Source organism: Rhodopseudomonas palustris BisB18 (assembly GCF_000013745.1).
In the GTDB taxonomy this organism is placed as follows: domain Bacteria; phylum Pseudomonadota; class Alphaproteobacteria; order Rhizobiales; family Xanthobacteraceae; genus Rhodopseudomonas_A; species Rhodopseudomonas_A palustris_F.
Genome location: NC_007925.1, coordinates 4,035,848 through 4,048,861, shown reverse-complemented (window position 1 = coordinate 4,048,861; position 13,014 = coordinate 4,035,848). Strand labels below are relative to the sequence as shown.

The window sequence follows — 13,014 nt, the reverse complement described above, 5'->3', positions numbered from 1 at the left end:
CGATGGCTTCCTTCCAAATTGCAAAACGCGGTTTGTTAGCCATGTTCCGCCGCGGGTTCCCTGTGATATCAAATCGATCGACGGCGAGCCTATGCGCTCGTCCAACTTGTTAGTTGTCGGCGCGCGGTCGATCGCACACCAGCCGCCCGCCTTGCAAGACGGAGAGTATGGAAGATGTCACGCTGGTTCGAAGATAACGCGCAGTCGATCGGCCACACCCCGCTGATCCGTCTCAACCGCATCACCGACGGTGCGCCGGCCACCGTGCTGGCCAAGATCGAAGGCCGCAACCCGGCCTATTCGGTGAAATGCCGGATCGGCGCGGCGATGATCGAGGACGCCGAGAAGCGTGGCCTGCTCGGCCCCGGCAAGGAGATCGTCGAGCCGACCTCCGGCAACACCGGCATCGCGCTGGCCTTCGTCGCCGCCGCCAAGGGCATTCCGTTGACCCTGACCATGCCGGCGACGATGAGTCTGGAGCGGCGCAAGCTGTTGATCGCGTTCGGCGCCAAGCTGGTGCTGACCGAAGGCCCGAAGGGCATGGCCGGCGCGGTCGCCAAGGCGGAAGAAATCGTCGCCTCCGATCCGAACCGCTACGTGCTGCTGCAGCAGTTCAAGAACCCGGCCAATCCGGCGATCCACGAAAAGACCACCGGCCCGGAAATTTGGAACGATACCGACGGTGCGGTCGATATCTTCGTCGCCGGCGTCGGCACCGGCGGCACCATCACCGGGGTGTCGCGCTACATCAAGACCACCAAGGGCAAGCCGATCCTGTCGGTCGCGGTGGAGCCCTCGGCCAGCCCGATCCTCAGCCAGAAGGTCGCCGGCGAGGCGCTGAAGCCCGGCCCGCACAAGATCCAGGGCATCGGTGCCGGCTTCGTGCCGGACGTGCTCGATCTGTCGTTGATCGATGCCATCGAGCAGGTCGCGAACGACGAAGCCGTGGAGTATGCCCGCCGGCTGGCCAGCGAGGAGGGCATCCTGTCCGGGATCTCCAGCGGGGCTGCAGTGGCGGCCGCGGTGCGGCTCGCCAAGAAACCGGAAAACGCCGGCAAGACCATCGTGGTGATCCTGCCCGACTCCGGCGAGCGCTATCTGTCGTCGGTGCTGTTCGAGGGCCTGTTCGACGCCCAGGTGCTGGCTGCATGAACGCGCGGCCCGAACCGCGGATCGTCGCGGACAAAACCTGGGATCTCGACGGCATCGTCGCCGAGCTCGCGGGCCTTCGGGCGATTTCCCAAAAGCGGCGCTACCGGGGCCGCTCGCTCCCGGAATTGCCGTCGCGCGAGGCCATCGTCACCATTGTCGATGGCCTCGTCGCGGCGCTGTATCCGCGGCATTTCGGCCCGGCGGGGTTGTCGCCGGACGGCATCGACTGGTTCGTCGCCGATACGCTCGACCAGGCGCTACGCACGCTGCGCCAGCAGGTGCGGCGCGAGCTGCAACTCGCCGACGACGACCGCGCGCTCGGCCGCAGCGAGGTGGAATGCCGGGCGCTCGAGATCGTCGCCGACTTCGCCCACGACCTGCCGCGAATCCGCGCGCTGCTCGACAGCGACATCCGCGCCGCGTTCGACGGCGATCCGGCGGCGAAAAGTCTCGACGAGGTGGTGTTCTGCTATCCCGGCATCGCCGCGATCATCCGCCATCGCATCGCGCATCGGCTGTATCTGTTGGGCGTGCCGATGCTGGCGCGGATCATCGGCGAACTGGCGCATGCGCAGACCGGCGTCGATATCCATCCCGGCGCCGAGATCGGCGAAAGCTTCTTCATCGATCACGGCACCGGCGTGGTGATCGGCGAGACCGCCAAGATCGGTCGCAGGGTGCGGCTGTATCAGGCGGTGACGCTGGGCGCCAAGCGCTTCGAGGTCGACGACAACGGCGCCATCGTCAAGGGCGGCGACCGCCACCCGATCGTCGAAGACGACGTGGTGATCTATGCCGGCGCCACCGTGCTCGGCCGCATCACCATCGGTCACGGCTCCTCGATCGGCGGCAGCGTCTGGCTGACCAAGAGCCTGCCGCCCGGCAGCGTCGTCACCCAGGCCAAGGCGCGCAGCGAGAGTTTTGACGACGGCGCCGGGATTTGAGGCGGGCGCGCAATGACTAACGCTGTCATTCCGGGGCACGAGCCGCGCAAGCGGCGAGTGAACCCGGAATCCAGTATCCCAGGGCGGTGAGTACTGGATTCCGGGTTCGCTCGGGCCTTCGCCCTCGCGCCCCGGAATGACAGCCTCGTTTTTTTGAACCGCTACTACACCACCCGCCCGCGCGGGGCGCCGCTCTGCAGCCGCTGCAACGCCGCCACCAACGCGTCGACGTCCTCGCAGGTGTTGTAGAACGCCAGCGACGGTCGCACCGTGGCTTCCAGCCCGAACCGCCGCAGGATCGGCTGCGCGCAGTGATGACCGGCGCGCACCGCGATGCCGTCCTGGTCGAGCGCCTTGCCGACGTCGACCGGGTTGTGGCCGTCGAGCACGAACGACAGCACGCTGGCCTTGTCCTTGGCGGTGCCGATCATCTTCAGCCCGGGGACGCCCTGCATCCGTTCGGTGGCGTAGCCGTGCAACTCGTGCTCGTAGCGTTCGATCGCCGCCATGCCGATCGCCTCGACGTAGTCGATCGCGGCGCCGAGGCCGACCGCGTCGGCGATGTTGCCGGTGCCGGCCTCGAAGCGGTCGGGCGGTCCCTGATAGATGGTCTTCTCGAAGCTGACGTCGGCGATCATGTTGCCGCCGCCCTGCCACGGCGGCATGTGGGCGAGCACGGAATCCTTGCCATAGACCGCGCCGATCCCGGTCGGCCCGAACACCTTGTGGCCGGAGAATATGAAGAAGTCGCAGCCGATCGCCTGCACGTCGACTGGCATGTGCGACACCGATTGCGCGCCGTCGATCAGCACGCAAGCGCCGTGGCGATGCGCGATCGCGGTGATCTCGGTGACCGGGACGACGGTGCCGAGCGCGTTGGAGACCTGGGTGATCGACACCAGCTTGGTGTTCGGCCCGAGCAGCTTCTCATACTCTTCAAGGATGATCTGGCCGTGGTCGTCGACCGGCGCGACGCGCAGCCGCGCGCCTTTCTCGGCGCAGAGCTGCTGCCAGGGCACGATGTTGGCGTGGTGCTCGAGCCACGACACCACGATCTCGTCGCCTTCGCCGATGTTGCGGCGGCCCCAGGCCTGCGCCACCAGGTTGATGCCCTCGGTAGCGCCGCGCACGAAGATGATGTCGCGCGGCGAGGGCGCGCCGAGAAAGCGGCGGACTTTTTCGCGCGCCGCCTCATAGGCGTCGGTGGAGCGCGCCGCGAGCTCGTGCGCGGCGCGGTGGATGTTGGAATTCTCGTGGCTGTAGAAGTGCGCCAGGCGGTCGATCACCGCCTGCGGCTTCTGCGTGGTGGCGGCGTTGTCGAGCCAGACCAGCCGCTTGCCATGCACCCGCGTTTGCAGGATCGGGAAGTCGCGTTTGATGGCGTGCGGATCGAACGGATGCGCGCCGCCGCCGAATGCCGGCGTCAACACTGCGCGCAGATTCGGCGTCATCACCGCGAAGTCCGAACTTGGCTTGCCGAGATCGGCGCGCGGCGGCTGCGACGCCGCGTCGGCGCTGAGGTAGCTCTGCGTCGGCACCGCGTCGAGATGAGTCGGATCGCCGCTGCCGGTCGGAGCGATGCCGGGCGGCGTGGTCGATTGCGAGGCAGACGGCTGCGGCGCGTGATGCGAGGCGAACGGCGCTTCCGACAGGAAATACGCGGCGGGCTCGGCACCGGCCGCGGCGCCGCCGCTCGGCGCGTCGGCGGCGACGCGACGGTCGGGCGGGGCGAAGTACACCGCATCGCCGAGGTTGAATGGCGCGGCGCCCTGCAGATCGACGGCTTGCAGATCGATCGGCTGCGGCCCGATCGCGCCCGGCGACGCGCCGGGCTGCGGCACCTCAAGGCCCGGCGGCAGCGAGGACTGCGACGGCGGCTGCGGCGCGGTGACGCTCGGCGTCGGCACCACCGAGGGGATCGTGGTCGGCGGCAGGTCGGGCGGACCCGCCGAGGGATTGCCCGGCACCCATGGCGCGGCGCTCGTGGTCACCGTTGGCGCCGGCGTGGTGATCGGGGTCTGCGGCGCCAGCGGAATGCTCTGCGCGCCGAGCGGCGCGCCCGTCGAACTCGGCGGCGCCTGGTTCGGCGGCGCCTGGAACAGCGCATTGGCGAGCCGCGCGATCACCGTGGGATCGGGCCAGGCGGTGCCGGCGGGGTCTGGCGGCAACGCGGCGCCGCTGGCCGCGTGAGGCTCAGACATAGGTGAACGGATATTGGTGATACTTGCCGACCTCGACGTCGTCGAGCACGGCGAGCGCGTCGTGTGTCAGGATCGCGGTCGAGCAATACAGCGAGATCAGATAGGAGGCGACCGCCTTGCGGTTGATGCCCATGAAGCGCACCGACAGGCTCGGCGCCACCTCGCCGGGAATCCCCGGCTGGAATAGCCCGACCACGCCCTGGCGCTTCTCGCCGGTGCGTAGCAGGAGAATCGACGAGCGTCCGTTCTCGTCGATCGGCAGCTTGTCGGAGGGCACCAGCGGCAGTCCGCGCCAGGTCAGGAACGGCGAGCCGAACAGCGTCGCGGTCGGCGGCGGCACGCCGCGCCGGGTGCATTCACGGCCGAACGCCGCGATCGCGCGCGGATGGGCGAGAAAGAACGCCGGCTCTTTCCACACCTTGGTGATCAGTTCGTCGAGATCGTCCGGCGTCGGCGCGCCGCCCCGGGTCGAGATCCGCTGCGTCGGTGCGGCATTGGAGATCAGGCCGTAGTCGCGGTTGTTGATGATTTCGCTTTCCTGCCGCTCCTTGACCTTCTCGATCAGCAGCCGGAGTTGTTCTTGAATCTGGTCGTAAGGATGGCTGTAGAGATCGGAGACGCGGGTCTGCACTTCCAGCACCGTGGTCACCGCGTTGAGCGAGTACTCCCGCGGCGCGACTTCGTAGTCGACGAAAGTCTCCGGTAGGTCGGCGTCGCGGTCGCGTAGCGGGCTGCATTGCACGTCGGCGTCGGACAGCGCGATCGCTTCCTTGACCCGATTGAGTCGGTAAATGCCGGCTTCCACCGGCGTCCAGGGCAGAAACGACACCAGCCAGCGCGGTGAAATGCCCGACCATTGCGCCCGGGTCTTGGTCGCGTTGGCGAGTTGACGCGCCGCGGATTCGCTCAGCGTGCGTCGGACATCGGTATCTTCGGCCATGCCTATCTCCTGCGCGGCCGCGATCACGCGGCCGGACTTGTGTTGGCGTATGCGTTGTGTGGTATTGGTGGTTGAGACGTCGAACAATGATCGCTTGCTGATTGCGTCGTATCGCCCGGAGTTCCATTGTTCAAGGCGAGAGTGCAGAACGTGCGTTTCGAAATATTCGCCGATTTGGAATGTCGTACTAAGCACGAGGTGATTGTGCGAAAATCCGGGGCTGGACGATAAAAATCATCTACGGACGCAAAGCTGCACGCTGCGGCGATGCGCGGAGCCGCGCTTTTCGGGGCGTCGAGGCGGGTTGTCGCCGCCGCGCGGCGCTGGCCGGGCGGAGTTCGCCCGCGCTAATCGATCAGTTGTCTTCGGCGCGCAGGCTCGCGGTCAGCGCCGTATTGAATTTGGCGAGCAATGTTGCGAACGCGTCGCGTTCGGCGTCGCTCCACCCCTTGAACAGCTTCTGCATCCGCTGCAGCCGCATCTGCCGCATCTTGGCGGCGTCGCGCGCGCCCAGAGCGGTTTCGCGGATCAGCACGCTGCGGCCGTCGGCCGGATTGGCGTGGCGCTCGATCAGCCCGCGCTCCTCCATCACCGCGATCTGCCGGGTCACGGTGGAGCCGTCGAGCAGCAGCCGGTCGGCCAATTCCATCACCGTCTGCGGGCCGTGGGCCTGCACGATCAGCAGCAGCAGATATTGCGCGCGGTCGAGCGGGTAGGCGCGGCGGCGCTGCGCCGCTTCCAGCCCGCGCGCCAGCCACGACATCTCCGCCTCGATCGCCGCGACGACGTCGGCGCTTGCGGCGGTGGTGGATTTTGCGGGCGTGGAGCTCATGGCGATGGTCTCAGCGCGGGGAGGAGGGCGACCCGGTTATAGGCCTGCACGGCAGCGCGGGTCACGGTTGCAGTTTTAGATGTATCATACATCTTGTTTCCCGGTGCTCGGTCATTTAGCTGTATGACACATCTAATTACCCGTGAGCGTGCCATGTCCAATGCCCCCGCCGGCGACGTCGGTTCGAGTTTCTTTCGCCAGCCCCGCGCGGTCTGGGCCACCGCCTTCGCCGCGGTGGTCGGCTTCATGGGGATCGGCCTGGTCGATCCGATCCTGACCTCGATCGCCGAGGGGCTGCAGGCCACGCCGAGCCAAGTGTCGCTGCTGTTCACCAGCTATTTCGCGGTGACCTCGGTGATGATGCTGGCGACTGGCTTCGTCTCCAGCCGGATCGGCGGGCGGCGGACGCTGCTGCTCGGCGCGGCGCTGATCGCCTGCTTCGCTGCACTCGCCGGCACGTCGCATTCGGTCACCGAACTGGTGCTGTATCGGGCCGGCTGGGGGCTCGGCAACGCGTTCTTCGTCGCCACCGCGCTGTCGGTGATCGTGGCGGCGGCGAGCGGCGGCACCGCCACCGCGATTCTGTTGTATGAGGCGGCGCTCGGGCTCGGCATTTCGGTCGGCCCGCTGCTCGGCGCAGCCCTTGGTAACCTGTCGTGGCGCTATCCGTTTTTCGGCACCGCGGCGCTGATGACCATCGGCTTCGTAGCGATTGCGTTGTTTCTCGAGGTGCAGCCCAAGGCGGCGCGGAAAACCAGTCTGGTCGATCCGATCCGCGCGCTCGGCCATCGCGGGCTGTTGTCGGTGGCGGGCAGCGCGTTCTTCTACAATTACGCGTTCTTCACCGTGCTGGCGTTCGTGCCCTTCGTGCTGCAGGCCTCGGCGCACACCGTCGGGCTGATCTTCTTCGGCTGGGGACTGGCGCTGGCGGTGTTCTCGGTGCTGGTGGCGCCGCGGCTGCAGATCCTGTTCAGCGCGCTGACGCTCGGCGTCGGCAATCTGCTGGCGCTGGCGGTGCTGCTCCTCGGCATGGCCTTCGGCTCGGTGCCGATCATCGTCGCCGCGGTGGTGCTGTCCGGCGCGGTGATGGGCATCAACAACACCGTGTTCACCGAAATGGCGCTGGAGATTTCGCCGTTTCCGCGCCCGGTGGCCTCGGCGGCCTATAATTTCGTGCGCTGGTTCGCCGGCGTGATCGCGCCCTTTGCGGCGCCGAAGATCGCCGAGCATTTCGGCGCCTCGGCGTCGTTCGTGGTCGCGGCGGTGTCGGCGCTGGCCGCCGCAGGCGTGCTGCTGGCGATGCGCGGCAATCTCGGTCGGTTCGCCTCAAAGCATCCCGCCGCGGCGCCCGCGGAAGCGCCCTCGGCGGCAACCGGGCCGATCCTGGTCGCGGTCGACGGCACCGCCAACGACCGGGCGATCCTTGCCCGTGCGGCCAAGGTAGCGCTGGCGCTGGGCGCGCCGATCGAGGTGCTGCATGTCCGCCCGCTGGAACTGGTCGAGGGTGAAGCCGCCGAGGCGGAAAGTTCCACCGGCTCCGCCGCCATTCTCGACCTCGCCTTGGCGCAACTGCGCGACGCCGGCCTGCAGGCCGCCGGTGCGGTGCGGGAAGAGGTTGCCGCAAGAACGCCACAAGCGATTCTCGACCATGCCGCGGATCTCGACGCCCGGCTGATTGTGCTCGGCGCCCGTCACCACGACGACCCGACCGACATCATTCATGGCAGCGTCGCCGATATCATCGGCCGCAGGGCCACTCGCCCAGTGATGTTGGTGCCGGAGCCGGGCGCGAATGAGCGGCGATGCGAGTCCGCGTCGCCCGCCGCAGATCGCTCGAAAATCGGTATCTGAACGCCGTTTTCTGCACTTTGGAGCGCTTCTAAGCTATTGATATATAGATTGATTGACGCGAACGGTTCCCATTGGCAGGGTCAGATCGATCAGACGCGCCTGGGGCGCGATATCAGGGGACAAAAGAATGCGTCGTTTCGTTGTGACTGCTGCGTTGGGAGCCACCATGGCTCTCGTGGGTTCGGCCGCGATGGCCAAGGAATATCCGATCGGGAAGCCGCAAAACGTGGCTGATGCCGGCCTCGAGGTCGCTGCGGTCTATCTGCAGCCGATCGATATGGAGCCGCCCGGCATGATGCGCGAGGCCAAGGAATCCGACATCCACATCGAAGCCGACATCAAGGCGCTGAAGGGCAACAAGAACGGCTACGCCCAGGGCGACTGGGTCGGTTACCTGAAGATCACCTACGAGTTGATCAAAGCGGGCGAAAAAGAGGGCATCAAGGGCGATGCGATGCCGATGGTGGCCAGCGACGGTCCGCACTACGGCGATAACGTCAAGCTGCAGGGTCCGGGCAAATATACCCTGAAATTCAACATCGCGCCGCCCGGCAGCGATGCGCATGGCAGCCATTTCGGCCGTCACGTTGACAAGGAAACCGGCGTAGCACCCTGGTTCAAGCCGTTCACCGTGGAATACGAATTTACCTACGCGGGCACCGGCAAGAAGGGTGCCTACTGACGCAGATCAATGCGCTGCGTCGCAAAATCGCCGAGGCAGTTGCGACGCATTCGCTTTCTTAGGCGAATCCAGGTTGGTTAGGTTCTGAATAGATGAATCTTTTCTGCATCATCAGCCGGACGGCGCGCGCGACGCGCCGTCCGGTATTTTTGCTGGCGGCGGCCATGCTGCTGCCGCTGATCGGCGCGTCGGGCGCGCGGGCCGACGACGAACCGTCGTTCCGCATCGAGTTTCGTGACGGCAAGGTGACGCCGTCCCGGATCGAAGTGCCGGCCAACACCCGGTTCAAGCTGGAACTGCACAATCTCGGCCAGGAGCCGGCCGAGTTCGAGAGCAAGGAGCTGCGCAAGGAGAAGGTGTTGGCGCCGGGCGCCAGTTCGACGCTGGTGATCCGCACGCTGGATCCCGGCGAGTATGATTTTTTCGACGACTTCCATCTGGATGCGCCACCGGCCGTCCTGGTCGCTAAATAAGGACGGAGCGGGCTTTTGGGCGGACAACTCGGCAACGTGGCCTTCGTGATCTGGCGGGAGAGCGTCGAGGCTCTGCTGGTGATCGGGATTCTCAATGCCTGGCTGACCCGGCAGCAGGTCGATGCCGCGCGCGGCAAGATTTATCTGTGGAGCGGCGTCGCCGCCGGGTTGTTGCTGTCGGTGGTGTTCGGCGTGGTGCTGGTGCTGTTCGGCGAGACGCTCCCCGACGAAGCGCAGCGCGCCTATCAGACCGGCGCCGTGCTGATCGCCGCCGCCTTGATCGTGCAGATGGTGTTCTGGATGCGCCGCCATGGCCGCACCCTGAAGCGCGACATCGAAACCTCGCTGCAAAGCGCCGCCGATCGCTCCAACTGGTGGGGCGTGTTCGTGCTGGCGCTGATCGCGGTCGCCCGCGAGGGCAGCGAAACCGTGGTGTTTCTTTATGGGACGCTGGCCGCGGCGCGGACCGGCGAGTTCGCGGCGCCGTTGCTGGTCGCGATCATTGGCTTCGTTCTTGCAATAGCGACGTATTATCTGCTGCAGGTCGGAAGCCGGATCATGTCATGGAGAACGTTCTTCGGCATCACCGAGATCCTGCTGCTGTTCCTGGCGGCGTCGCTGCTGGTGACCGGGGTGGACAATCTGATCGATCTCGGCTTTCTGCCGACGCTGTCGCGCCGGCTGTGGGACTCTTCGGCGATCCTGCCGGATTCCGGCCCGATCGGCGGGCTGATCGGCGCTTTGACCGGCTACCGGGCACGCCCCGACCTGATGCAGGTGCTGGTTTATGCGGTGTATTGGGGATTGATCTATTGGGCGTTGTTCTGGCCCCGACCGCAGGCGAAAACCGCATGAGGGAACCCGGCGACACATTGGCCCTGAGCCGCTCCGAAGGTCGCATCGATGCGGCGCTTCACGAGATCGGCGACTGGCTGATGCGTAACCAGCGCGGCATCCGTGCCACGCAATGGGGCGTCGTGGTCGTCTATCTGGGGTTGCTGATCATTCCGACGCTGCTGCCGTTGCCCGGCGGCGCGGCGCATATCTGGACCAATGTGACGCTGTTCGCGCAGTTCGTGTTCTGGGGGCTGTGGTGGCCGTTCGTGCTCTTGAGCACGGTGCTGGTCGGCCGGATGTGGTGCGGCGTGCTGTGTCCGGAAGGCTCGATGACCGAGACGATGAGCCGGCATAGTCGGGGTCTGGCGATCCCGCGCTGGGTGCGCTGGAAAGGCTGGCCGTTCGTCGCCTTCGCCGCCACCACGATCTACGGCCAGATGGTCAGCGTCTATCAATATCCCAAGCCGGCGCTAGTGATTCTCGGCTTCTCGACGGTGGCGGCGATCGCCACCGCGGCGCTATGGGGACGCAACAAGCGGGTGTGGTGCCGCTTCCTGTGTCCGGTGAGCGGGGTGTTCAAGGTGCTGTCGAAGCTCGCCCCGGTGCATTTCCGGGTCGATACCCGCGCCTGGGACAATTGGAAAAAGCCGCATGCGCGCAGCGCCCCGCAAGTGGTCAATTGCGCGCCGCTGGTGCCGATCCGCACCATGAAGGGCGGCAGCTCGTGCCATATGTGCGGCCGCTGCAGCGGCTATCGCGGCGCGGTGACCCTGGCACGACGCTCGCCGAATCACGAGATCGTCCACGTCGCCGGCGCCGATCCGCGCCCGGTTGAAACCATGCTGATTCTGTTCGGGCTGCTCGGCGTCGCCGCCGCGGCATTCCATTGGACCAGCAGCGCCTATTTCATCGCCATCAAGCAGACCATCGCTGAATTTCTGGTCGAATACGGCGTGATGTGGCCGCTGGAATGGACCGCGCCGTGGTGGATCCTGACCGATTATCCGGATCTCAACGATTCGATGTCGCTGCTCGATGGCGCGGTGCTGGTCGGCTACTTGGTGGGGATGGCGGTGTGCGTCGGCGGCCTGGTGGCGGCCTGCGCGGCGCTGGCGACCCGTCTGCTCGGCCGCTGGTCGGCCGCGCGCTTCCACCACCTGGTGCAGAGCTTCATTCCGCTGGCCGCCTGCGGGGTGTTTCTCGGGCTGTCGATGACCACGGTATCGTTGCTGCGCAACGACGGCATCGTATTCGGCTTCGTCGAGCCGCTACGCGCGGCACTGCTGATCGGTGCGGCGTCGTGGTCGATCTGGCTAGGTTGGCAGATCTCGGCGCTCTACAGTGGCGTGATGATTCGCCGCGTCGCGGCGATGCTGCCGCTTGGTGTGGCCGTCGCCGTCAGCGGCGCGGTCTGGGCCACCTTGTTTTGGCGTTTCTGAGTTTTTCGCATATCGAATGAGTTGAGTAGCTACGCTGATGCTTCTGAAAGCAGCAACGGTGCGCCGTTCGTCGTGCGACCATGGTCGTATCGCGGTGCGAAATTACCACCTAGAAGTACTCTAAAGGCTTGTATAATCAGTAGGTTAGGCTTTGACGCTGCGGGGCCCGTCTGGTACGCGTCGATCATCGATTGGGGGACAGAATGAGCTACACGCGACATAGAAATTTCACCACGCCGCGCGCTTGTGCCACGGCATTGTTGGCGACCGGTTTGCTGGCCGGCGGCCTGGTCACCGCCAGCGCGCAAGAGAAGAGCCTGGAAGAGCGCGACAAGCTCACCGGCACCTGGGGCGGCGCCCGCACCGCGCTGGAAGACAAGGGCATCGAGATCGGCGTTGTCTATATCGGCGAAGTGCTCGGCATCTCGGGCGGCGCCAAGCCCGCCGGCGGCACCCATGCCACCTATGAGGGCCGTCTCGACGTCACCATCAACACCGACCTGGAGAAGCTGGTCGGCTGGGCCGGCGCCAAGACCCATGTCCGCGCCTTCCAGATCCACAGCGCGCAGGGCCAGAACGCCGCCAACTATGTCGGCTCGATCGCCGATCCCAGCAACATCGATGCCTACGGCACCACCCGGCTGTTCACCGCCTGGTTCCAGCAGGAGTTCGGTACTTGGGGCTCGATCCGCCTCGGCCAACTCGCCGGCGACGACGAATTTCTGGTCAGCACCACCGCGGGCGGCCTGATCAACGGCACCTTCGGCTGGGCCGCGATCATGGCGGCGAACCTTCCGAGCGGTGGCCCGGCGTATCCGTTGGCCACGCCTGGCGTGCGGCTGCAGGTCAATCCGACCGAGAACATCTCGCTGCTCGGCGCGGTGTTCGCCGGCGATCCGGCGGGCAAGAATTGCACCAGCGGCAACCAGCAGCGCGATTGCAACCGTTTCGGCACCACTTTCAGTCTCGACGGCGGCGCGTTCTGGCTCGGCGAGGCGCAGTACAATTTCAACCAGGACAAGGATGCCACCGGGTTGGCCGGCTCCTATAAAGTCGGTGCCTGGTATCACACCGGCGATCGCTTCCTTGATCAATACTATCAGAGCAATCGCAGCACCGACTGGGGCATGTACGGCGTGGTCGACCAGATGCTGTGGCGCGGCAAGGACGCCAGCACCAGCATCTTTGTCCGCGGCGGCTGGACGCCGTCCGATCGCAATGTGGTTTCTTGGTACATCGACGGCGGCGTCGGCTTCAAAGGCTTCGTCCCGGGGCGCGAGGCCGACACTCTGACCATCGGTGTGGCGCATTCCAAAATCAGCAGGGAGGCGGCTGCTTACAGCTTCGACAACTCCGCTTTGCGGCGTACCGGCGAAACCGTGCTCGAGGTCAGCTACATCGCCCAGGTCAATCCGTGGTGGACCGTGCAGCCGGACTTCCAATACATCGCCAAGCCGGCGGGCGGCGCACTCCGCGACGACGGCTCGGTGGTCGACGACGCCTATGTGTTCGGCGTCCGGACCACGATCACGTTCTGATCCATCATTCAGACGGCAAGATGCAACGGCGGGGGGCAACCTCCGCCGTTTTGCTTTCGGGAGCGCTGCCGAAGCCACGAGGACGGCCCGGAACGATCATTGCGACCGGCGATTATGCCTGTCGG

At 66.0% G+C, this 13,014-nt stretch carries 11 protein-coding genes; 8 read left to right on the top strand and 3 right to left on the bottom strand.

Annotated features, from left to right (window positions below; translation table 11 throughout):
- The first annotated feature begins 174 nt into the window (after positions 1-174).
- Both cysK and epsC read left to right on the top strand, forming a co-directional pair.
- Positions 175-1,152, top strand: coding sequence for a cysteine synthase A (gene cysK / locus RPC_RS18245; protein WP_011474057.1), 978 nt, complete (start codon positions 175-177; stop codon positions 1,150-1,152).
- Positions 1,149-2,096: a serine O-acetyltransferase EpsC gene (gene epsC / locus RPC_RS18240; RefSeq protein ID WP_011474056.1), complete on the top strand. Its 948-nt coding sequence runs from the start codon at positions 1,149-1,151 to the stop codon at positions 2,094-2,096. The genes cysK and epsC overlap by 4 nt, the downstream gene beginning before the upstream one ends.
- A gap of 164 nt (positions 2,097-2,260) precedes the next feature.
- On the opposite strand, the gene RPC_RS18235 is transcribed toward epsC, so the two are convergent.
- The 3 genes from RPC_RS18235 to RPC_RS18225 form a co-directional block, all read right to left on the bottom strand.
- On the bottom strand, positions 2,261-4,297 hold the full coding sequence (locus RPC_RS18235; RefSeq protein ID WP_011474055.1) for a family 2A encapsulin nanocompartment cargo protein cysteine desulfurase: 2,037 nt from the start codon (positions 4,295-4,297) through the stop codon (positions 2,261-2,263).
- Positions 4,290-5,237 carry a family 2A encapsulin nanocompartment shell protein gene (locus tag RPC_RS18230; protein ID WP_011474054.1) on the bottom strand — a complete coding sequence of 316 codons (948 nt, stop codon included), beginning with the start codon at positions 5,235-5,237 and terminating at the stop codon, positions 4,290-4,292. Before RPC_RS18230 ends, RPC_RS18235 begins: the two co-directional genes overlap by 8 nt.
- A 355-nt stretch (positions 5,238-5,592) precedes the next feature.
- Positions 5,593-6,069, bottom strand: coding sequence for a MarR family winged helix-turn-helix transcriptional regulator (locus RPC_RS18225; protein ID WP_011474053.1), 477 nt, complete (start codon positions 6,067-6,069; stop codon positions 5,593-5,595).
- 153 nt (positions 6,070-6,222) lie between these two features.
- Here RPC_RS18225 and RPC_RS18220 point away from each other — a divergent pair, with 153 nt between their 5' ends.
- From RPC_RS18220 to RPC_RS18195, 6 genes are all read left to right on the top strand, one after another.
- Complete coding sequence (locus RPC_RS18220; RefSeq protein ID WP_011474052.1) at positions 6,223-7,920, top strand: MFS transporter; 1,698 nt, start codon at positions 6,223-6,225, stop codon at positions 7,918-7,920.
- Positions 7,921-8,047: 127 nt separating this feature from the next.
- Positions 8,048-8,602 (top strand): iron transporter, encoded by a 555-nt coding sequence (locus RPC_RS18215; protein ID WP_041802050.1) that lies wholly within the window; start codon positions 8,048-8,050, stop codon positions 8,600-8,602.
- Between the two features lie 164 nt (positions 8,603-8,766).
- Entirely contained in the window at positions 8,767-9,075 is a 309-nt protein-coding gene (locus tag RPC_RS18210) for a cupredoxin domain-containing protein (protein ID WP_415914848.1), read from the top strand.
- Positions 9,076-9,090: 15 nt separating this feature from the next.
- Positions 9,091-9,930 (top strand): FTR1 family iron permease, encoded by an 840-nt coding sequence (locus RPC_RS18205; RefSeq protein ID WP_011474049.1) that lies wholly within the window; start codon positions 9,091-9,093, stop codon positions 9,928-9,930.
- Complete coding sequence (locus RPC_RS18200) at positions 9,927-11,351, top strand: 4Fe-4S binding protein (protein ID WP_011474048.1); 1,425 nt, start codon at positions 9,927-9,929, stop codon at positions 11,349-11,351. The genes RPC_RS18205 and RPC_RS18200 overlap by 4 nt, the downstream gene beginning before the upstream one ends.
- 203 nt (positions 11,352-11,554) lie before the next feature.
- Positions 11,555-12,889: a carbohydrate porin gene (locus RPC_RS18195; protein ID WP_011474047.1), complete on the top strand. Its 1,335-nt coding sequence runs from the start codon at positions 11,555-11,557 to the stop codon at positions 12,887-12,889.
- Positions 12,890-13,014: the final 125 nt, after the last annotated feature.